Source organism: Synechococcus sp. PROS-9-1 (genome assembly GCF_014279775.1).
Classification (GTDB): domain Bacteria; phylum Cyanobacteriota; class Cyanobacteriia; order PCC-6307; family Cyanobiaceae; genus Synechococcus_C.
The window spans coordinates 2009386-2031645 of sequence record NZ_CP047961.1; the positions used below are offsets into that span (position 1 = coordinate 2009386).

Sequence of the window (22260 nt, forward strand, 5' to 3'; positions counted from 1 at the left end):
GGAGTCTCCATCTTGTCTGCTTCGAGAGGCTAAGCAGCAGCGTCCGGATGATGTTGAGGAGCGGGCAGGGTGAGGTTCATGCGTTCAGCCAACGGGACCAGGGCAAAGCCCTGAATAAAAAGGCCATAAAGCACGACGGCAAGGGCAAGAGGGGGCATCGACGCCCCCCAGCTAATGCCTGACGACCAGGCATCAATGGCCAGTGCGATGGGAACCGCTCCACGCAATCCCGCGCAGCTCACAAAAATTTGTTCAGGCCTGCTGAATGTGGTGTGCCAAAGCAGGGCATGCACCATCAGGAATCTCACCCCCTGCATTAGCAGGAATAAAACGAAGGCCCAGCCAGAGGCATGCACCACATCCTGCGGGGCTACAACAAGCCCCATGCACAAGAAAAGCAAAAGCTCAGCCATTTTGGCGTAACTGGAATGGGCCTCAGCAAGCGCGGTTCGATCCAGGATTGGGCCATTGCCGAGCACTAACCCCGCCACATAAGCCGCAAGCAAGGGGCTCCCACCCAGCAACAACGTTCCACCGGTTAAGACCATCAACAACGCCAAGCTCACGACCGGGAGCATGGCGGCATGGTTGAGAGTTAGACGGCTTCCGAGCAGCTGCAGGGTGAGGGTGCCGCCGATGAACCCCAGCAAGATCCCGAGCACAAACTGTCTGACAACATCCGTGACCAAGACCCCGGCAGCAACACCATCACCCCCGGCAAGAGCCAACGCCAATCCAGCCAAAACAACAGCCATTGGGTCGTTGAATGCCGACTCACACTCGATCAAATCGATCAATCGCTTTGGCAATCGCCCGGCTAAGGGGCGGAGCAGGACCAAAACGGCAGAGGCATCCGTACTGGCCACCATGGCTCCAATGAATAGAACCCGCGGAAGAGTCGCTGGATTCGTTCCGAGACCATTGGCTGCGCTCAGTCCGAATCCAGCCCATCCAATCAAGGCCGCTGTGATGACCACTCCAACCGTGGCCAATCGCGCAGCAGGCTTAATCACATCGCGAATTGCGGTCCAGTTGGTGGTAAGACCACCAAAGAAAAGGACGAGGACCAGGGAGGCCTGACTGATCTGCTGCGCTTGATTGATGTTGAGCAGAGTGATCTGCTGATCTCCCACAACGCCAACGTTGTTTTCAATCAGCAGACCCAAAAGCAGCACCATGAGGATGCCAGGGACCCTGATCCGAGCGGCAAGATCGTCAAGAAGGACTGAAACGAGAAGCAGCCCTCCAAAGGCCACTAAATACAAGGCAAGAGGGTGGGACAAACATCAGCCTTGTTGGTAGGAAGGTTTTAGCCTGGTTTCGATTGATCGTCTCTTCATGGCTGAACCATCCGCTGACCCCACCCCAACCGCCAAACCAGCGGCGACGCTCAAAAAGGGGGTGCTGGTTCGCGTCAACCGCTCTGCCTATATGGGGAGCGTGGAAGCGTCAGCCAGTGATCCAAGACCACCCGAATACATTTTCGAGGGACCGGGAGAACTTCTTTTAGTGAAAGGGGATTATGGCCAAGTGCGCTGGAGGCGTCCTGTTCCAGACATCTGGCTGAAGCTCTCTCAATTAGAGGTGTTCTCCTGACTATTTAAGGACTTTTCCACAGCACGCACGGCCGGCGGTAGTGACTGCACTGCCTCCGGCAACCTCCAGAGCCCCCCCCCCAACACGACAGAGATCGCATCCAGTCCCACCAAAACAGGCTGATCGCCATGCTGTTGCCGAGCAGCAGCAGCCACCGAGGATGCTCCCCAAGGATTCCAGCCCGCAAGGGTCACGACACTTCGATAGGCACTCGGCCAAGGATTGTCTGGGAGCAAGGCTTCCAGGGCGGCAAACTGCTTGGCCGCCTCTAATGGCCGATTGGCCAAAACAGCTAAGAGAGCAAGGCTCCAGCGAGCTTCTTTGTCTGAAGGATTGTTAGCCAGACGTCTCAGAGCCTGCTTCTTCAACGGTTCGCGATAGAGGAAGTGACCATCAAGCATGTGTTCCACAGCAATGGAGCTGAACACAGCTTCTAATCCCGGAGGCCCTAGCGACAGGCCTGCCGCTAAGGCTGGAAACCGTTCCTGAAACAACACAGGTTCCATGCTGTCTGCATCACGACGCCACAGGGAATAAGTCCCCCCCTGCGGCCTAGCGAAGGTTTCAACATGCACAAAAACTCCGCTCGTGCGAACGGCGCGATCCAGTGTTTCAGCACTGCCCCGCACCGAGCCCTGATCCCCTTCCGCCAGCAACACCCATTGCCCCTGCTCAAGCACGGGCTTCACATCAAACTTGCTGCTGCCCAATTGCCTCCCGACCAGCCGTCCTCCTTGTCGGCGACCGTAGTAGCTCACATTGTGCTGATTGAGGTCAGGGGTACTCGGCACCACAATCAACGTCACAGGCTGCGATTTGGGATCTGCGCCTCCAGCCCGACGCACAATCGCATCCAAGGGGCCTTGATGGCCATGTCCCAAACGCGTGGATTGAACCGACCAGCCATTCGAAACCATGTTGCAACCACCCAACAGCAAGACCAATCCCGGCAACCAGCTGGAACGCGCCGGCCAGCGCTTTTTCACCCAAAGGCCCCACTGCCAAACGCCACGCGACAACAGAATCAGGAACATGGGCAGCAAGGGCGCGATGTAGCGGTCGTCCTTGTTGGGGCTGAGATGGGTAAAAATCCATCCCGCTACAAGGCTGAGAATCAACCAACGCCACGCGAGGCGCTCATCGCCATTGAGAGTGCGACGCTGCCAATACCAAAGGATGACCCCACTTCCGCCAAGCACTAACAACCCCCAACCGATCTGATCAGGAAGCAAACGGACGTACCAAAGCCACCCCTCGAGACTCAACACACCGGGATCACCCTCAAGAGCGGCCGATTCGATCACGGCACGGTTGGTGCCACCCAAGGTGGTAATCCAGTTGTGTCTTAACCAGGGCAAGAGTGCCGCAACTACGCAGCCCACACCCATCACCAACTGCCAACGGCGCGCAACGAAGCGACGGCCACGGCCAAGGCAAACGCTCGCCACAACCAACAGCAGCACAGGAATGAGAATCAACAGTGCACTTTGTTTCACCAACAACGCACCTGCTATCGACAGCGCAGCCCAGAGTGCCTGCTGCCAACGTCCCCCATCAAGGGGATGCCACCAACAGCCAAGACGCCAGAGCGCTAGGGCGACCATGGCGGTGAGCGGAAGTTCCAGCACGTAATCGGTCCGAAGCTCCAGAAGAAGCGGAGCCATCGCGACGACAACGCTGCAAAGCAGGGCAAAGGCTCGTGCCCCTTTCATGGGCTGACGCAACGCATGTGCCCAGGACGCAACCACAAACAGCAACAGTCCGTTCCAAAGACTCAAGCTCCAGGCCGCTTGCCTAGGCCAATCCCCGGCGATGGCCATCACCGTCCCATTCACCAGGGAAGCCAGTGGAGGGATTTTGGGCGAAAGATCTAATAAAGAGCCCCAACCTTGCCAGCTACCACCCGGGAGAACGGCCAAGGCACGACCATGATCAAGGGCGCTGTTGAGGTAATCCGCCTGATCCCAGGAGGGTATGCCGCCATGATTGGCCCACCACACCCTGTCGATCAAGGTTGAGAGCAGCCAAATCAAAGCCAGCAACCCCCGGAATTGCCAAGACTTCATCAACCGATCTCCAAGCGGCGGCGTTCCTCCTGAAGACGCTTGCGCCTTTGCCTAGCTTCTCGCAACATCTCACGACCATCGTGGAGATAGCCATCTACGTAGCCCATGGTGTAACGCTCCAATTCGCCAATCGCATCTTCCACTTCAGACAGACAGTGATAAAGACTCAGCCCGAATCCTTTTGCAGATGAGGGCGTAGGAGTGGATTGGAACAGATCTTTCACCTTGTCCAGCTTGCTGCGACTTTGCTCCAAGTATTGACAGAAACCTTCCATCAAACTGTCGTCATAAGGATCCGCCGAAAGCTCACGCAACTGGGCGGAAAAGGGATTGATCACCTGTCCGAGCATGCGATCAATCGGTGTGTACACCTTCTTCAACCAATTCGCTAAGGCATCATCCTCAGCGGCAGCATGTCCAGAGGCATGACGAGCAGCCTGACTCGCTCGAGCATTTCTGACACCACGGCGGCGTGCTTCTTCCTTCTCTCCAGCCTTAGGGGACACTCGCTGATCGAAGGCGCGCCGTCGGTCGCGATCGCCAAGCAACTCCCAAGCCGCATTCAAATCAAGGATGCGTTCAGAATCGCCACCCGCATCAGGGTGATGCCTCTTCACAAGTTGGCGATACGCCGCCTTGATTTCAGCTGCAGTGGCGCTGCGGCTCACTCCGAGCACGCGATAAGGATCACCCCCTTTGATCTCAAGCTGGTCAGAGTGGCTCAAAGCTGACCATCCCGCCGCGCCGGTGAAGCAGCAGAAGCACTGAACATGGGCGTAGACAGATAACGCTCACCGAAGCTGGCGAGAATCACAACGATCCTTTTCCCAGCCATCTCAGGTCTTTGGCCAAGACGGAGGGCAGCAGCCACAGCCGCTCCACTACTAACCCCGGAGAGCAAGCCTTCTTCCCGAGCCAGACAACGCCCCACTTCCATCGCTTCTTGATCACTCACCCCAACGATTTCATCAATCAAGCTTCGATCAAAGACAGTGGGAACAAAACCAGCGCCAATGCCCTGAATGCGATGGGGGCCAGGGGCTCCACCCGCCAAGACTGGACTTGCTGCCGGTTCTACCGCAATCACTTTCAGATCAGGATTGCGCTGCTTTAAAACCCTGGCACAGCCTGTAATGGTGCCACCCGTCCCAACTCCAGCGACAAAGGCATCAATCTCACCTCCTGTATCACTCCAGATCTCTTCTGCCGTCGTGTCGGCATGAACCGCTGGATTGGCAGGATTATCAAACTGCTGCAAGAGATAAGCCTCTGGGATCTCAGAGACGAGCTCTCTGGCCAGATCTAACGCCCCTTGCATTCCTTCATTCCCTGGGGTGAGCTGCAACTCTGCCCCGTAGGCCCGGAGCATCGCGCGACGCTCCGTACTCATCGTGTCTGGCATGGTGAGGATCAACCGGTAGCCCCGAGCTGCCGCAACCATGGCCAGAGCAATTCCTGTGTTTCCACTGGTGGGCTCCACAAGCACGGTGCGTCCTGGAGCGATGGTGCCGGCTTGTTCAGCAGCCTGAACCATCGAACCTGCAATCCGATCCTTGACAGAAGCCGTGGGATTGAAGCTTTCTAGCTTTGCTACCAATTCAGCCAGACAACCGCTGCGCTTGGGAAGCCTGTTCAGACGTACAAGAGGCGTATGACCCACCAGTTCTGTGATGTCGGGTGCAATTGCCATGCTCTTATCCAATCAGATGACGACCCAGAGACCTATTCTCTTCCGGTCAAAGCCAACAATAGAAAGCACTCATTATAAAAAAGGCTTTTACAAGGTACTGGCTGGCCTTCAGATAATTATTTCGAGAACAAAATTCCTATAAAAAAGTTTGAAACATGATTCTAAATATTGAATCCATAAAAAAAACCCTCTCGCGAGAGAGGGTAAGTAACGGTATTGAAATTAATACAACGATCAGAAAACGAACGTAGTCTTAATCATTCCGCCGAAGCTGTTGAAGCTATCGCCGTCGGTGACCGTGCTGTCCTTGTCTCCACCAAGAGGACGACTGAAGTAGTGAACTGCAGGCGTCACAGAAATGTTGTCGGTGACTTGGAAGTTGTAGAACAGCTCGAAAGCATAGTTCCCATCAGCAACGAAATCATCACTGGAGTTTTTCTTATCGATGCTGGTCACGAAAGTTGGCTGACCAACTGCAAATCCAAGTGCATTACCTTCAAGGAATGCATCATCCCATTGAAGACCTACGTACCAAGACTGGGACGTTGAGGATTCAAGAACAGATCCATCATAAGTAATTCCGTTACCATCAGCTGAACTATTGGTGGAATTAATACCCCAACCAGCACTGACAGAAGGAATAATTCCAGTTTCCTCAGGCATCCACCAAGCACTTAAAGCTGCTGAGTTTGTTACCCCATTAGCCTGAAGTTTGTTGGCCAAAGGAGTGCCGTTGCCGCTATAAAGGCCAACACCATTGTCAGTGGAACCGTAGTTGTAGGCAACAGCTACACCCCATTGCTCAGGAGCATAGGAGAGCTGAACGGTTCCGTTTGAGCCAGCACCATCAGTTGCGATACCACCAGTATCGGGATCGGAACCGTTGCCATTGGTGCTGAGATAGCTTGCGCTGATATTGAAATCATCTTTAGACCAAATGACTCCAGCACCAGCACCTAAAGCAAGGTTGTAGGCACCTGGAGCGCCTGCATAGGTGAAGAAATCAACAGTCATAGCTGCTGGATAAGCAGCAGGCCACACTGCCAACATGTCATCCTGACGAACCATTGGGCCACCAGTGAAGGTGAACTCATCTGCTACAGGGAACTGATAAAAGAGCCTGTCGAGTTCCAGGTTATTACCAGTTTGATATCCATACTCTTGACTCCATAGTCCAACTACTCCATTTCCAGCATAAACATCTGAAATGTTTGCAGAACGGAGACGAGTTCTCAGGAGGTCTTCACCAGTGAAACTGGTATCAAGGAAGATTCTCAGATCATAAGAAAATGATGTGGCACCATCTGCTTTGTCAGTGGCATCTCCTAAGTCTCCACCAGCTGGATTCTTTGCATCACCACCATAAGTAGTAGCACCAAGAGCCCAGAAGGAATTAACCGTCATCTTGGTGGTGGTGGAGAACTGCTGAGCTTCCAGTTCACCAACTTTGGCTTCAAGTCCGTCAACACGGCCCTTGAGGATGGCGAGTTCTTTAGAGAACTCTTTCATCAGCATTTTCAGCTCGTCGGTCACTTCAGTGACGCGGTCGAGACATGCGTTCAACAGAGCAGCCGCTTCAAAGCGGGTCATTGCCCTGTTACCGCGGAAGGTGCCGTTGGGGTAACCAGCAACACAGCCGTAGCGCTCTACCAGGTTGCCAAGAGCCTGATAAGCCCAATCGGTTGGGTAAACGTCTGAAAACTGAGTGATGCTGGTGACTTGCTCGCCTGTGGCGGCGTAGTCAGATACACCGTTGAAGTTCAGCTCAGTGGCGTTAGCAGCCATAGGAGCCAAAAGGCCCAAGGCAGCTGGGGCCACCAGCAGTTGATGGAAAAGTTTCATTTCGGCCTCACACCAAAAATTTGAGGTACTTAAGACGTATTAACGCCCATTCCAAAATGCATTACCCAGACAAAAGAATTAAGTCCGCCTGTGCCAGAAATCACAACGTCATGTATCAAGGGCTACGGTTTCCAGGCAGCCGTTTTGCTGATCGCTGATACCACTGCAAAAAGAATAAGCATCAACTATTGATGAGTGATGCGTTCTTAGGGCTGTGCGGTTTCCCTTCACCATCATCAAAGTCCTGAGGTGGCCGCGCTCTCCTCAGATGAAAGATTTTTGCACCAACCGGCGCATCGTCATTGCTGCGCTGATCTTTGCAGTCATTGCACTGCTACTTCAGGCTTGGCGCTCCCATGTACTCCTTGCCAGTTACGACCAAGGCATTTTTCAGCAAGTGTTGTGGAACAGCCTGCGGGGACACCCCTTTGAGAGCACGCTCTCCTCACAGCTCTCCACCAATGTGATCCACAGCGGTGAACCACCAGGCTTGGGCTATGCGCGATTAGGCCAACATTTCACCCCCTCCCTACTCCTTTGGGCGCCTTTGTTCGCGTTGATCGGAGGTGCTGCACTTCCCCTTGTACAAGTGGGGCTCATTGTCTCTGCAGGGTTATTCCTCCATCGACTCGCCCTTCAACTCGTTCCAGCAAGGACGGCGAACTGGCTGACGTATGGGTTTTACGGAGGGAATGCACTGATCGGACCCACGCTGGGAAATTTCACTGATCTCTGCCAGCTTCCCGTCGCTGTTTTTGCCTTGATGTTGGGTCTTCAGAGGCGAATGGGATGGTTGATCCTGAGCGCCGCTGTTCTGATCCCGCTTATTCGAGAAGACACGGGCATCATGCTGATTGCCATCGGACTGTGGTTGCTCTTTCGAGAACCCAAACGATGGCCCATCGCGATTGCCCTCATCATCTGGGGTGCTGGATGGATGGTGCTGGTCACGAATGCATTGATGCCGCTGTTCTCGGAGGACAACAGCAAGCGATTCATGGTGGAAAACTTTGGCCAATATCTCGATGTGGATCCGAGCGAAGGAGCGAGCAGCCTTTCCGTATTGCAACAGGCTTTGGGCCAACCATTCATCCTTCTCAAGGAACTTTTCTCCCCCCCAGGGAAAACTTTCTTGTACCTCCTGGGGCATGGCCTCCCATTTCTGATGGTGCCGCTGATCAGCCTCGATGCATGGATCCTTGCGGGCCCATCACTCCTTGGCTTGTTTCTGGCCCAAGGCAGCAATGACCCGCTTTCGATCACCATTCGCTACACGCTGCTTGTGGTGCCAGGCTTCAGCCTCGGAGCACTGCTCTGGTGGAGCCGTCGCCAGCAACAAATCCCCGGCCGCGGAACGCGTCTGGCATGGGGAATCGCCATCAGCCTTTCTCTTCTGCTCACCGTGAGCAGCAACCCCCACCGAAGCCTTTCGTGGATTATTCCTGACAGCGTTAGGCCAATAGTTTTTAGCAGTCCTATTCGGCAATGGGAACACGGTCGGGATGCGCGCCAAGTTCTGAATCTGATCCCTAAAGACGCATCCGTGAGCGCTAACACACCCCTCGTCCCTTTAATCGCTCGACGTGAGGTGGCAGTGCGTTATCCCAAATCGCTGCATTACCTCGACCGCAACAAGAACAAACTTGCGGTGGATTGGATCGCCGTCGATCTCGACTGGTTAGAGCGCTACAGCGTGGCCTTTCGCGGTGATTGGCGTGCGCTGAAACGCATCAAGCAGGAATTACCAAGACAAATGGACGCCTACCGAGTGCAAGCGATCGAGAATGGTATCGCTGTTTTGCAACGTGACGGACCTCAAAAGCTTGCGTTGGAGAGGCAATTGCGAAAACGGCTAGCGACTCCTATGGCACCTGACCCAAGCCAACCATCCAACAACAAATCCTAAAACGATACCCCCGACCAGAAACTGGCCGGGGGCTCTCGCCGGGTCCGCTCTGGCGCGGAACCGATTGATCAGTCAAAAGAAAATGCCGTCAGCCGGCGTTCTCCGCGATCAGCAGACCCTGGGTCAAACAACTGGAACTCATGGACACCTCCTCCTGGATGGATAAATGAACGCCGGCGATGCATTCGATCTCATTCATGGACCCGAAGGTTGAGGATGAGACCACATCACTGCGATCTAGTCCTTTGAAAGATAACGGACGCTGGGAGGTTCCGTCAGTGCCATTGCCGCTTTTGCTCTGGTTGCTCACCCTGCTGATTTGGCTCCCTTGGCTGGGCAATCTGCCGTTACGAGATTGGGATGAAGCTCTAGTTGCAGGAGTCTCCCGTTCCACCGCAGCACAACCGGCTTGGGACTGGCTACTAGCCATGAAAAACAGTGAGTCGATTTACCTCAACAAACCACCAGGACTGCACTGGCTGATCGGTGCATCGATCAAGCGATTTGGAGACGACGAATGGGCCGTACGCCTAATACCAAGTCTTCTTGCCAGCTTGGCCGTTCCACTCATCGTGATCCTGCGACGCCAACTCAGCAATGGAACAGGGACTGAGCGCTCCGCCCTTTGTTCCGGTTTGATCCTGATGACCCTTTTGCCCATGGCACGCCATGGGCGGCTGGCGATGTTGGACGGGACGCTTGTGAGCTGCAGTTTGCTACTAATCAGCGGTTGGCTCAGCAGCAAACGCTGGCCTTGGCATGGCTTGCTTGCTGGATTGGGAGGGAGCGGCATCTTGCTCCTGAAGCCACCAGCCCTGATTGGTTACTTGGCCATAGTTGGGATCATCACCCTTTTCGACAAACCCTCCAGCAGAAAGACTTCAGCCTTGGGCTGGGCGATCAGCGGCCTGATCCCAGGAGCGATCTGGCACCTCTGGCACTTTGGGCAGCGCGGCAGCAATGCACTCTTGATGTGGGGAGGCCAAGGGTTTAGTCGCGTAACAGAGGTCCTCGGCGACAAGAGTGGGGCCTGGGTGATGCCACTAACGGAAGTTCTTGAGGGGGGATGGCCCTGGATCCTGCTCCTACCTAGTGGCGTGTACTGGGCATGGCGCCATCGGAAAACCTCTACTGGCTTATGGGAACTAGGCCTTCTAGCCGGTAGCGCGCTGATGGTGTTGCCCTTACAGACCCAGTTGCCTTGGTATAGCCACCTCCTCTGGCCACCTATCGCCCTTCTATGCGGAGAAACCCTGGCTGGACTCCTAAAGGAGGGTCGCCCCCACTGGATCCCACAAGCCTGGCAATGGATCGGAGCTCTCCTCCTGATCAGCACTACGGTTCTGCTGGCGATGAACACCAGCGCAGCACTTCCATTGCCAGCCTTGGTTGCCGCAGGCCTTGGCTTGATCATCGGCGGGCTGAAGCTCTCGAAGCCCCTACAGCTTTCACGCCAGCAGGGGCTCGCCGTGGTGGTCACGGGTTGGAGCCTTGGGCTTCTTGCACTGTGGCACAGCCATCTATGGCTATGGGAACTGAATGAAAGCTGGGATCCCAGGCCTGTCGCAGCACAGATCCGATTGCTCCCTCCTGATGCAATTGTGATGCTGGACGGATCTACACGCCCCTCACTGAATTGGTATGCCAAACATTCTCTACAAGAATTAAATACCAGTACGCCAAAGGAGTTTTGGCTCGTAAGCGAGCAATCCCGTCAAGGCTGCACAAACATATCCGTCGATCCAAAAGCGACTGATTGGCACCTCTGGCATTGTTTTTCCTTTGACCAACCATGAACACCACGCCATCCGCACGCCTTTGATGGGCATCCTTATCCTCTTGCGTGGCATTCCTTGGTTGGGGAGTAGCGGCTTCGCGCCATTAGCTGATTCTGAGCAATGCTTACGATCTAGGCCTGTTTGAGCAATGGGCCTGGATCATCGGCAATGGGCCACTACCCATATCTTCGATGGAAGAAGTTCATGTCCTGGCTGATCATGATGGAAGACTCCATGGCAACATTTCAGGCCAACGAGAGCCGACCAGCCGAACAATCCCAGCGGCGGGTGTTGCTAGCTGCAGGACTGTTCTTAATTGTCGGCTGCGCTCTTCAGTGGTGGCGGTTGCAGTCCCTCACAGCCTCCATGGACCAGGGAATCCTGATGCAGGTCCTCTGGAACGGGCTGCGTGGACACCCCTTTGAGAGCACGCTCTCCTCACAGCTCTCCACCAATGTGATCCACAGCGGTGAACTGCCAAGCCTCGGCTACCACCGCCTCGGTCAGCACTTCACACCGATCCTGGCGCTGTGGATCCCTCTTGTGGGTCTACTTGGGAAGTGGGCCCTACCGATGCTGCAGGTGGTCCTGATCACGGCCGCTGGACTTGTACTACATCGACTCGCAACGAAACATCTCAAGCCTGAGCTAGCTGCGATGGTATCGATCGCGTTCTACTGCGCGAATGCGGTGATCGCACCCTGCATGCTCGCCAATTTCACCGATCTCAGTCAGCTGCCGCTGTGTGTGTTTTTGCTGTTGCTGGGGCTTGAGCAACAACAACTCTGGCTAACGATCGCGGCAGCCCTAGTCATCCCTCTGATTCGTGAGGACACAGGAGTTGTGCTGATGGGCATAGGCCTTTGGCTTGGCTTGCGCCGTTCCGGACGCTGGCCCCTGGCCGCAACGCTGATCCTCTTCGGAGGGGCGTGGGTGGCCATAACCACCAATCTCTTAATGCCCATGTTCAGCGCCGACAGCTCTCAGCGATTCATGGTGGAGAACTTCGGCCAGTACCTGGAGGGTCGCAATCAGGCCAGCAGCCTTGAGGTACTAGGACTAGCGCTACGCCAACCCCTAATCCTGGTCCGCGAGCTGGTGACGCCACCGGGAGTCACCATCACCTATCTAATAGCGCAAGGCCTGCCACTGATCATGGTGCCCTTCCTCTCGATAGACAGCTGGCTGTTGATGGGACTCCCGCTGCTGGGGCTAATGCTGGCTCAGGGATTCAATAATCCTCTGTCCATCAGCATCCGCTACACCTACTTGGTTGTTCCAGGCCTATTTGCTGGAGCAATTTTCTGGTGGCAAGAACGTCAGGCCCTATTCGAATCACGGCGACTGCGACGGATCTGGGCTGGAGCTCTTGCACTGTCTTGCTTCTTCACCGTGACGGGCAATCCCAACAAGAGCCTTTCTTGGATAATTCCAGACAGCATCCAGCCCTGGATCTATCGCAATCCTATGGAGCAGCTCCGCCACGGGAACAAAGCCCTTGACTTGATTCAGCGCATCCCTAAGGGCAGCAGAGTCGCTGCCACCACAGGGTTAATACCCCACCTAGCCGATCGTGAAGTGCTGATTCGTTTCCCTTATCACTACCAATTTCAAGACAAGGATGGGAATCCTGATTTTGTTGATTGGGTAGCGGTAGACATGCACAACCAAAAACTTTTTCAGACGTACAGCAAACAGAGAAGAGGGCTACTGGGCAATCTCCGTGAACTCGATGATCTACTGAATCAGGGCTACGGCGTCATGGCTTTCGACGACGACGTGGTGTTATTACAACGGAATGCTTCGGGAGATAACGAAGCTCAAAAAGCATTCGAACGTTTCTCTAAAACAGTGCAACGTTGATCAAGGCATTCCGATTTACAGCCAAAAAAGCTTCCCGCTAAGACGTGCTGATAATCTCAGTTTCCTTTAGATCTGCAGTGTCTATCTAGGCCTCATCCTTTAGCGACACTTTGATAAAGGGTCAAACTGAATCACAGCACTCGGTCCAATCGCTTCTTTCTTAGACCCCATAGAGAAACTCACGAGCGATCTCTGCTGTAGCGAGCACTGATTAGCAACATTGGATTTTAATTTTTCATCCTGCCGGTTCTGCTCAGTTCTTCTTTTCCCTGAAACCTTGACGTATTCCGCAAGGACCAACTTCCGACGTCAACTCACGACCTCACTAATAGTGGGCCTGGTGTGGTGGCTCAGTTCAGCTCTAAGACATCTTTGGCTGCAAAGTAATGGCTTCGACCTAGGGATTTACGACCAGGTTGCATGGCAGATCAGCCGTGGACTTGAGCCCCGCTCCTCCCTGCTGGGCTTGCATCACATGGGTAACCACGGAGCGTGGGCTTTCTATGCAATCGGGGCTGCTTACTACCTATGGCCCAGCATCCAATGGCTACTAGCCAGTCAAGCTCTGAGCCTTGCACTCACCGCGTTGCCTCTTGCAGCTCTCTGGCGACAGGCTCGTTTACCAGAGCGCCTCAGCTGGCTGCCCTGCTTGCTGTGGTGGCTACAGCCGCAAGTTTTTAATACCAACCTTTTTGATTTTCACCCAGAGGTTTGGGCGATGCCTGCCTTGGCAGGTTGCATCTGGTGCAGTCGTGCGCAAAAGCCCTTGCCATGGCTGCTGTGCCTTCTTTGGCTACTTGGCTGCCGTGACGGCTTAGCTCTTGTAGTGATCGGACTGGGGTTGTCAGAGCTAGTTCAGCGACGATGGTGCTGGGGACTTTTTGCAATTGCGCTTGGTTTGGGCTGGATGCTTTCGCTTAGCGAATGGCTTTATCCCTGGCTTAATGGCCCTGACCAAGGACCGGCCGCCTTAAGCAGATTCAGCAGTCTTGGAGACAGTATTCCTTCAATTCTTATAGGCAGCCTGCAAAGGCCATGGGTCTTGGTGGACGTAGTGCCCTGGCAGGAACTGCCCATCTATGTAGTGCTGATCTCAGTCCCAACAGCTTTATTCTGGCGGCGAAATTCCCTAACAGTTCTACTTACTGCTCTACCACTTTGGTTAGTGAATTTGATCTCCAGCAACGGTGCCCAACGTAACTTGGTGCATCATTACAATTTACCTCTAGCTGTGATTGCAGTGGTCGCTGCAATTGATGGACTACAAACAAGCGGATGTAGAGCGTGGCCCTGGCGCCGTTTAGCTTGGTCTGCCGTTTGCTGGGCAGCACTCGCAAAGCCATGGTTCTTTAGCGGGCATTACCTCAGCAGAGTGGATCAACTTACTGACGTGAATGAAGCATTGCGGCGAATACCAGCAGAAAGTCGAGTAATAACCACTAGCCATTTAGCTCCGCAGCTGACGCATCGGCTCCAGATAGAAGCAATCGGCCGGAACCCGTTAAATCAGAGACGCCTTGATCGTTTCGATGTAATGCTGCTCAATCCGTCTGACCCTGGTTGGCAATCAGGGAGCTCTGTTCAGAGCAAGGCTTTGCAGCTTGCGAAAGGGGATAATTGGTATTGCCAAAGCTGGAAAAGCGGGCTTGAACTTTGCAGGAAACTTGAGGAAGTAAGCGATTCAACCGATCAAAACGATGCCCCCGATTCTTAAAGCAATCGGGGGCTCTCGCCAGGACAGCTTTATCGCGGAACCAATTGATCTAGGAACTAGACGCCTTAACTCAGACGTCCTTCCGCGATCAGAAGACCCTGAGTCAAAGTACTAAATCATGAGCCAATTTTCAGGAAGGGGAAATGATCGGCCGGCAATGCATTCGCTTTTAGCACTAAAAGTACAAAAACCAACAAAAAGACAAAAACTACATCAAAAATTCCCAAATAAATATTTACCAAAAGAACTCAAGCATAATCTTTAAGCAAATCAACCATGAAACAAAGAGCTGGGACTTGATCATCTTTTAGAACTATTCACTTACAACTTAGAGACAGCAAGAGAGAACCTTTGGCGAGGCAAACAAAAAAACGCCCAAATTAATGAGCGTTTAAAGAGATTAAGAAAAGGACTTGAAATTCTTGACTCAATCAGAGAGCGTTTCCACGGGGCAGAACCTCTTCAGGGAAGACGAAGTTTTCGTGCGGCTGATCAGCCGGTGCCATCCAGGCACGCAGACCTTCATTCAGAAGAATGTTCTTCGTGTAGAAGGTTTCAAATTCAGGATCCTCAGCAGCGCGGATTTCCTGTGACACGAAGTCATAGGCACGCAAGTTGAGTGCAAGGCCGATGATGCCGATGGAACTGGTCCACAAGCCCATCACTGGCACAAACAGCATGAAGAAGTGCAGCCAACGCTTGTTGGAGAACGCAATTCCGAAGATTTGGCTCCAGAAACGGTTGGCGGTAACCATTGAATAGGTCTCTTCTTCTTGGGTGGGTTCGAACGCCTTAAAGGTGTTCGACTGTTCACCATCCTCAAAAAGGGTGTTTTCCACGGTCGCGCCGTGAATGGCGCAAAGCAGTGCACCGCCAAGAATGCCGGCCACTCCCATCATGTGGAAGGGATTCAGGGTCCAGTTATGGAAGCCCTGGAGGAACAACAGGAAGCGGAAAATTGCAGCCACACCAAAGGAGGGTGCAAAGAACCAGCTGCTCTGTCCCAAGGGGTACATCAGGAAGACACTGACGAACACCGCAATCGGACCTGAGAAGGCGATGGCGTTGTAAGGACGAATGCCGACGAGACGAGCAATTTCAAACTGACGCAGCATGAAGCCGATCAGTGCAAAGGCGCCGTGGAGAGCAACGAAAGCCCAGAGGCCTCCAAGCTGAATCCAGCGGACAAAATCACCCTGGGCTTCTGGGCCCCAGAGCAACAGCAAGCTGTGACCCATCGCATCAGCGGGGGTGGACACAGCAGCGGTCAAAAAGTTGCAACCCTCGAGGTAGGACGACGCAATGCCGTGGGTATACCAGGAAGTTACAAAAGTGGTTCCCGTTAACCAGCCACCAATCGAGAGGTAGGCCGTGGGAAGAAGGAGAATGCCGGACCAGCCGACAAAAACAAATCGGTCGCGTTTGAGCCAGTCATCGAGGACGTCGAACCATCCCCGCTGCGGCATGCGACCTGCAGCGATCGTCATGAGGTTGCTTCATGAAGCTTTACATCCGGAGGCTAATGGCTTCCGCTGTTTTTGCAGGGGCGACACAGCCAAGCAAGCCATAGATGAGTGAAAATACTCAGGCCTCCGTTTCATGCTCCTGGCGAGGAGAATGGAACCACAAACATTTTTTATACCTGTGTACGTCATCGAATTAGCTCTTCGTATGAGCCCGATGCCCATCTCTGTTCAACGCAAGGAATCGGGAGATGCCGAATCGGTTTATCAACAAGTACGGCAAGCCCTCGAGCAGGGACAGCCACGATTGCTTGAATTGACTTGCGAAAAAGTAGAAGGCAAACGACTCAGCGTGCTCACAAGCGACGTTTTAGCTGTTCAGACCTACGAGAAGACGGCGGCATCCGGGGGTAGCAAACGCCCGGGCTTTTCACTCGACAGCTAACCCCTGTGAGAACGGACACCTACGAACAGGTTCTTCAATTTGAAAGCGTGAGTTTTTGCTGGCCCTGCGGGACCCGCGCTCTGGACCGCTGCAGCTTCAGCGTCCCAGGGCCAGGTCTGTGGATGCTTGTGGGAAGCAATGGCAGCGGAAAAAGCACCCTATTTCGAATGATCGGAGGGTTAATCCAACCTCAATCAGGACGAGTGGACTGCAATGTCCAAACGGCCCTGGTGTTCCAAAATCCCGACCATCAATTGCTGCTCCCAAGTTGCGGCAGCGACCTTTTGCTCAACCTCCCCCCCACGCTTGCCCCTTCCCTGAAACGCGAGCGGATCGCTCACCTGCTGGAACAGGTTGGGCTCGCTGGGATGACTGGCCGGCAAATTCACACATTGAGTGGAGGCCAAAAGCAGCGTTTGGCTATTGCTGGTGCCTTAGCCAGTGAAGCGAAACTGCTGTTGCTTGATGAGCCAACAGCACTGTTGGACCCTTCGAGCCAAAGCTCGGTGTTGGCAACGGTTCAACAGCTTTGTCACCGCTCACTCAATCCACTTACAGCTCTTTGGATCACCCATCGATTGGATGAACTGGACCATGCTGACGGAGCGGCACTGATGCAAAAGGGCAGGATTGGCCCTTGGGAGAAAGGCTCCGCCTTGCGCCGCACACTCAAGGCACTTGCCTAAGGCAAGGCCAGACAGTTAAGGTCTCCAGGTCTCAATCCTCGGTAGCTCAGCGGTAGAGCGGTCGACTGTTAATCGATTGGTCGCAGGTTCGAATCCCGCCCGGGGAGTTTCAAACGAATGTCATCGCCCTCAAGGTGGTGACATTTTTTTGCCTTTGTGGCAATGCTTTTTCTCTAATCAGAAGAAATTCGCCAAGGCGTGCCATTCAAATCAAAAGATTTCCTGTAGAGCCGCACGAGTTAATCTTCGACTTACTGCAGCAAATCCCAGTTAGGCAAACAACTTCCCGGGACATGCCAACCATGGAGGTATATACATGAATTCTGCACAAACTGGTGAATCTTGAGAGAATTACTCCTTAATGACGCGGCATTACCTCGTCCCACTGTTTGTTCGCCAGCATTTAGATGAAGCCTTCCATCCTGCTGATCGAAGACGACCGGGACATGAGTGAACTAGTAGGCGGGCACCTAGAGCACAGTGGTTTTGATGTTCAACGAGCCGACGACGGCATTAAGGGGCAGGCGCTTGCACTGCAATACACCCCAGATTTAATTCTTCTGGATTTAATGCTTCCCAATGTGGATGGGCTCACGCTCTGCCAACGATTGCGCCGAGATGAAAGAACGGCTTCCATTCCCATCCTGATGCTGACAGCTCTGGGCGGGACGAAAGACAAGGTGAGCGGGTTTAACTCAGGCGCAGATGACTACCTCACAAAACCTTTTGATCTCGAAGAACTCCAAGCGCGAGTGAAAGCGCTCCTGCGGCGTAGTGACAGAGCTCCTATCGGAACATCTGTAAATCATCACGAAATTCTTAGTTACGGACCGCTGACCTTGGTGCCAGAGCGCTTTGAGGCGATCTGGTTCGATCACCCGGTACGACTCACCCACTTGGAATTCGAGCTTCTGCATTGCTTGCTCCAACGCCATGGTCAAACGGTTGCCCCCTCTCTGATCCTCAAGGAAGTTTGGGGTTATGAGCCAGACGACGATATCGAAACGATTCGCGTTCACGTCCGTCACCTACGCACAAAATTAGAACCAGATCCACGCAAGCCCCGTTTTATTAAAACGGTTTATGGAGCTGGCTACTGCCTCGAGCTGCCCACCGGAGCTCAACTCGATGGACTCCACGATGTCCTCGCTCAAGCGCGCCAAGATCGAGAACAAAAAGCTGAGGCATCGAATAGGGCCACGGCCTGATTGACAACGATCAAAGTCCCATCAAATCCAGGAAGGTGACTTCCCACGCCAATCTGGGTTGCACAAAAGAAAGCAATTGAACGCGTAGTCGTTCGATTTTTTTGAGAACTCGCTCATTTTTTTGCACCCTCCAAAGGTGCTGCTGCAGCCAATTGATGAGCCAAAGCTGTTGTTCTCCATCAAGAGCCTCAGTGAGATCACGGGCGAGCCCCAGGGCTTCGATCGGTTGGGTTGGCAAAGTTTGCAAACGTCCCATCAGTTCGGGTGAAACACGAGACCACTGCCTGACATGGCCCAACAACGCACCTGGAGAACCACCAGCCATGGCGACCAACTCTGGCTGCATGAGCCCTTGCTTTACAGCCTCTTGGTCGACCTCAGCTGGCAAACGTTGGAGAACTGACTGCATGTCTTCAGCACTCAGCTGGATCAATCGAATCAGCTGACAGCGCGAACGAATGGTGGAGAGCAGCCGTTCGGGAGCCGCTGAGAGCAGGATCAACACTCCATGGCCCGGTTCCTCAAGAGTTTTGAGCAAAGCATTGGCGGCGGCTTCCGCCATCGCTTCCGGCTCCTCAAGCACCACAAGGCCTCGCGACGACTCAAGCGGCTGCCGTGACAAGAAACGGCTGATATCTCGAATCTGATCCAACCTCACGAGGGGAGGGGTTCGACGACTTATGCCCGCCTCCTCAGCTTCAGAGCGGGAGATCAAACGCCCCTGGTGGCTGTAGCTGGGTTCGACCCAGAGGAGATCAGGGTGGTTGCGTTCTGCCAAGCGCCGCCGCTGGCGTTGATTGCACTGGCCCTCACTGATCACACCCTCGAGGAAGCGCAGAACAGCCAGGCGACGACCAACGCCCTCTGGACCAGCGAAGAGATAGGCAGGAGCGAGGCGCCCTTGATTCAGGGCTGCCTTTAAAAGAGTCACAGCCAGAGGCTGACCCACCAGATCAGCAAACAGATCTTGCTCTTCGAGCGACACGTCGCTCATCGCTGCCAAGCCGTAGCTCGGGTGAGCAAAGCGGTTTGAATCGCCTCCGCAACCTCCAAAAGTGGACGGTCAGCCACAACCGACTCCCAGCCACGCGCCTTAGCCAAGTTAGAAAAACCATTGGAAACGCGCTCTAAGAACGCAACACCTTCCGCTTCGATGCGGTCGTCCTCGCGACTTCCGCGTCTCTGAATACTCAATGCCAAAGGGATATCAAGCCAAACCGTCATGTCGGGGCTGAGCCCTCGCGTGGCAATGCGCTCGAGATCAGTGATGAGCTCCCGGTCGAGACCTCGTCCGTATCCCTGGTAAGCCATCGTCGATCCTGTGAAGCGATCACTGAGCACCCAATCACCTCGCTCTAAGGCGGGCTGAATGACTCGGTCTACGTGTTGGGCACGATCTGCTGCATACAGCAACAATTCTGCTGTGGGCCCAGGGTCAGCATCTGGAGGGGGATGGAGCAAAAGTTGACGAAGGCTTGCCCCTAGGGCCGTTCCCCCTGGTTCTCTGGTCACAACCAGCTGAGATCCATCGGGCATGAGTCCGCTGTTTGGAAGCCAACTGGACAGCTGCTGAAGCTGGGTGGTTTTGCCACAACCATCAATACCCTCCAGCACCAGCAGTCGTCCCTTGCTCCTGGCCATCGTTAACGAAGCCGCAAGCTGAGGGCATTCAGCACCACAGACACCGAGCTAAATGCCATGAGCAAGGCTGCCAAAGGCGGGGACAACAGGAGACCAAAGCCGGGCAAAAGCACACCAGCCGCAATCGGCAAGGCAATGAGGTTGTAACCAAAAGCCCAAATCAAGTTCTGACGAATTTTGGACATCGTTCGCCTCGCCAAGCAAAGCGCTTCAGGGACCGCCTCAAGCCTGTCACCAAGCAACACAAGGTCGGCCGTGTCCTGAGCGATCTGAGTGCCTGTGCCCACGGCGATGCCGAGGTCAGCTGCCGCCAACGCAGGGGCATCGTTAATTCCGTCACCCACCATTGCCACAGCACCCTGCTCTCGCAAAAGCTCAAGCCGTTCAAGTTTTTGATGCGGCAACAGCTGCCAAGCCAAATCGGCGTCAGCGAAACCAAGCTCACGTCCCACCCGTTCAACGGTCTGGCGACGATCGCCACTCAACATGGCGACAGACTGACCCTGGTCTCGTAAGCGCTGGATAGCGAGCGATGCATCCGGACGAAGTCGATCGTCGACGGTCACGAGGCCAAGAGGAGTCTCGGCCAAAGCAACAGCCATTAACGACTGGCCACGCTGGACAGCAGCATCAAGCGTTTGTTGCTGTTGCTCCGTCCAGAACACACCTTGATCACGTAGCCATTCTGGAGAGCCAACGCGTACCAGGCCATCCACTCCCTGCAAACGACCCTCCATCCCTGCACCAGGAGTGGTTCGGCTGGATTCAACCCCTAGAAGAGGCAACTGCAGCCGTTGCACCTCCTGCAACAACGCATGGGCGAGTGGATGCCGGCTCGTCTGCTCAAGGCTGGCCGCCAACTGAAGCGTTTGAGGGGGATCCTCGCTGGCCAACACCGAATCAACCAGGGGCCGCCCGAGCGTGAGCGTGCCTGTTTTATCGAACACCATGCGCTGCACGGAGGCTGCCAACTCGATCACATCTCCGCCTCGAAACAACCAGCCCTGCTTTGCTGCCAAGCCTGATGAGACGGTGATCACGGTGGGAGTAGCCAATCCAAGAGCACAGGGGCAAGCCACCACAAGCACCGCAATGGAGAGTTGGAGAGCGAGACCAAGTGGCGTCTCAGCTCCCGCACCAAGAGAGCCATGCAGACCATGCGCATGGCCGTGATCCATCAACGCGACAGGAACATCCAGGACCTGAGGCCAAAGTCGACAACCGACCTGCCACCAAAACAGGAAGGTGAGAATGGCAAAACTCACCACCGCGTAACAAAACTGGCCGGCCACGCGATCGGCAAGACCCTGAATCGGTGCCTTCCTTGCCTGAGCTTGCTCCACCAGATCAATAATCCGAGCCAAGGCGGTTTCGCGACCAATCCGCTGCACCTCAATGATCAAGGTTGCCTCCAAATTGAGGCTGCCTGAACTGAGCTCAGCGCCTGGAGAGGCATCCAAAGGCAAGGGTTCCCCAGTGAGGCTGGAGAGATCCACAGCCGAATGCCCTTCACGCACGATTCCATCCACTGGGACGCGGTCGCCGGCCAAAAGCTGCACATGCTCTCCTGGGCGCAGCGCCGAAACAGACACCTCACGGATCGTGCCATCGTCCATCAACAGCCGAGCACCATCTGGCTGGAGAGCCGCTAAGTCCTGCAGTGCACGGCCCGTGCGACGGCGCGCCCGCTCTTCCAGAAAGCGTCCTAGCAGCACAAAACCCAAGAGCATCACTGGCTCGTTGAAGAAGCAGGGCCAACCCACCTGAGGCCAAGCCAAAGCGACCAAGCTGGCCAGGTAGGCACTGCCCACCCCAAGGCTCACCAAGGTGTCCATCGTTGGCACCCCCATGCGGGCGGATCGCCATCCGGCGATCAGGATGGGTCGGCCGGGCCCCACCAAAGCCACAGTGGCCAAGCCTGCGTGGAAAGGAAGCGAGCCAAGAGGTGGAACGTTGACGGTTCCGGCTTCAGCCAGGTGACCCACCACGGACAACACGAGCAAGACAAGAGCAACGATTAACTGACGCCACTGCTGCCACCACCCCCAACTGCGATCAGCCTCCAGCGATGAACCGAACGCATTCGTCTCTCGAAGATGGGCACTGAAACCTCGCGCCGTTAACGCCTCAACGACACCATCAAGATCAGCATCGGCATCGTCTTCAAAACGAAGCCAAGCGCTGCGAGTGACCAGATTCACGCTGGCTTCACACACCCCGGGTTGATCCAGGAGCGTGCGCTCGACAGAACGCACGCAACCACCGCACTTCATGCCGTCCACGTCTAGAAGCATCGTGGGAGAGGACTTTGTGGCGTTAGCGGAATTTGTCACAACGGCAGAACGCATCAAGGAACGCTAGG

General features: G+C 54.6%; 17 protein-coding genes and 1 tRNA gene. 9 read left to right on the plus strand and 9 right to left on the minus strand.

Features of this window, described 5'->3' with window-relative positions; genetic code table 11:
* Positions 1-29 precede the first annotated feature (29 nt).
* On the minus strand, positions 30-1283 hold the full coding sequence (locus SynPROS91_RS10725) for a cation:proton antiporter (protein ID WP_186516715.1): 1254 nt from the start codon (positions 1281-1283) through the stop codon (positions 30-32).
* Between the two features lie 55 nt (positions 1284-1338).
* Between SynPROS91_RS10725 and ndhO the strand changes: the two genes are divergently transcribed.
* Positions 1339-1596, plus strand: a complete 258-nt coding sequence (gene ndhO, locus SynPROS91_RS10730; RefSeq protein WP_186516717.1) for an NAD(P)H-quinone oxidoreductase subunit O — start codon at positions 1339-1341, stop codon at positions 1594-1596.
* On the opposite strand, the gene SynPROS91_RS10735 is transcribed toward ndhO, so the two are convergent.
* From SynPROS91_RS10735 to SynPROS91_RS10750, 4 genes are all read right to left on the minus strand, one after another.
* Positions 1575-3662, minus strand: a complete 2088-nt coding sequence (locus SynPROS91_RS10735) for a phospholipid carrier-dependent glycosyltransferase (RefSeq protein WP_186516726.1) — start codon at positions 3660-3662, stop codon at positions 1575-1577. The two genes, ndhO and SynPROS91_RS10735, sit on opposite strands and share 22 nt — an antisense overlap.
* On the minus strand, positions 3662-4387 hold the full coding sequence (locus tag SynPROS91_RS10740; protein WP_186516733.1) for a J domain-containing protein: 726 nt from the start codon (positions 4385-4387) through the stop codon (positions 3662-3664). The genes SynPROS91_RS10735 and SynPROS91_RS10740 overlap by 1 nt, the downstream gene beginning before the upstream one ends.
* Positions 4384-5352, minus strand: coding sequence for a cysteine synthase A (cysK, locus tag SynPROS91_RS10745; protein WP_186516735.1), 969 nt, complete (start codon positions 5350-5352; stop codon positions 4384-4386). Before cysK ends, SynPROS91_RS10740 begins: the two co-directional genes overlap by 4 nt.
* Before the next feature lie 234 nt (positions 5353-5586).
* Positions 5587-7194: an iron uptake porin gene (locus tag SynPROS91_RS10750; RefSeq protein ID WP_186516737.1), complete on the minus strand. Its 1608-nt coding sequence runs from the start codon at positions 7192-7194 to the stop codon at positions 5587-5589.
* Between the two features lie 268 nt (positions 7195-7462).
* On the opposite strand from SynPROS91_RS10750, the gene SynPROS91_RS10755 reads away from it, so the two are divergent.
* From SynPROS91_RS10755 to SynPROS91_RS10775, 4 genes are all read left to right on the plus strand, one after another.
* Positions 7463-9100 carry a DUF2079 domain-containing protein gene (locus SynPROS91_RS10755; RefSeq protein ID WP_186516739.1) on the plus strand — a complete coding sequence of 546 codons (1638 nt, stop codon included), beginning with the start codon at positions 7463-7465 and terminating at the stop codon, positions 9098-9100.
* 197 nt (positions 9101-9297) lie between these two features.
* Positions 9298-10896, plus strand: a complete 1599-nt coding sequence (locus SynPROS91_RS10760; RefSeq protein WP_255439770.1) for a glycosyltransferase family 39 protein — start codon at positions 9298-9300, stop codon at positions 10894-10896.
* A 186-nt stretch (positions 10897-11082) separates the two neighbouring features.
* Positions 11083-12741, plus strand: a complete 1659-nt coding sequence (locus SynPROS91_RS10770) for a DUF2079 domain-containing protein (RefSeq protein ID WP_370586768.1) — start codon at positions 11083-11085, stop codon at positions 12739-12741.
* 277 nt (positions 12742-13018) lie between these two features.
* The gene (locus SynPROS91_RS10775) at positions 13019-14455 is read left to right on the plus strand and encodes a DUF2079 domain-containing protein (protein ID WP_186516745.1); all 1437 of its coding nucleotides are present in this window, start codon (positions 13019-13021) and stop codon (positions 14453-14455) included.
* Positions 14456-14886: 431 nt separating this feature from the next.
* Here the strand turns inward: SynPROS91_RS10775 and psbD are convergent, their stop codons facing one another.
* Complete coding sequence (gene psbD / locus SynPROS91_RS10780) at positions 14887-15942, minus strand: photosystem II D2 protein (photosystem q(a) protein) (protein ID WP_115071676.1); 1056 nt, start codon at positions 15940-15942, stop codon at positions 14887-14889.
* 157 nt (positions 15943-16099) lie between these two features.
* On the opposite strand from psbD, the gene SynPROS91_RS10785 reads away from it, so the two are divergent.
* From SynPROS91_RS10785 to SynPROS91_RS10800, 4 genes are all read left to right on the plus strand, one after another.
* Entirely contained in the window at positions 16100-16363 is a 264-nt protein-coding gene (locus tag SynPROS91_RS10785) for a hypothetical protein (protein ID WP_186516747.1), read from the plus strand.
* A gap of 5 nt (positions 16364-16368) precedes the next feature.
* Complete coding sequence (locus tag SynPROS91_RS10790) at positions 16369-17049, plus strand: ABC transporter ATP-binding protein (RefSeq protein WP_186516748.1); 681 nt, start codon at positions 16369-16371, stop codon at positions 17047-17049.
* Positions 17050-17084: 35 nt separating this feature from the next.
* Positions 17085-17156: transfer RNA gene (locus SynPROS91_RS10795), tRNA-Asn, on the plus strand.
* 300 nt (positions 17157-17456) lie between these two features.
* Positions 17457-18257 carry a response regulator transcription factor gene (locus SynPROS91_RS10800; RefSeq protein WP_186516750.1) on the plus strand — a complete coding sequence of 267 codons (801 nt, stop codon included), beginning with the start codon at positions 17457-17459 and terminating at the stop codon, positions 18255-18257.
* A 10-nt stretch (positions 18258-18267) separates the two neighbouring features.
* Here the strand turns inward: SynPROS91_RS10800 and SynPROS91_RS10805 are convergent, their stop codons facing one another.
* Genes SynPROS91_RS10805 through SynPROS91_RS10815 form a run of 3 tightly spaced genes read right to left on the minus strand, consistent with a single transcriptional unit; the run spans position 18268 to position 22246 of the window.
* Positions 18268-19251, minus strand: a complete 984-nt coding sequence (locus SynPROS91_RS10805; protein ID WP_186516752.1) for a DNA polymerase III subunit delta' — start codon at positions 19249-19251, stop codon at positions 18268-18270.
* Complete coding sequence (gene tmk, locus SynPROS91_RS10810) at positions 19248-19898, minus strand: dTMP kinase (RefSeq protein ID WP_186516754.1); 651 nt, start codon at positions 19896-19898, stop codon at positions 19248-19250. The genes SynPROS91_RS10805 and tmk overlap by 4 nt, the downstream gene beginning before the upstream one ends.
* A gap of 2 nt (positions 19899-19900) precedes the next feature.
* Positions 19901-22246, minus strand: a complete 2346-nt coding sequence (locus tag SynPROS91_RS10815) for a cation-translocating P-type ATPase (RefSeq protein ID WP_255439772.1) — start codon at positions 22244-22246, stop codon at positions 19901-19903.
* Positions 22247-22260: the final 14 nt, after the last annotated feature.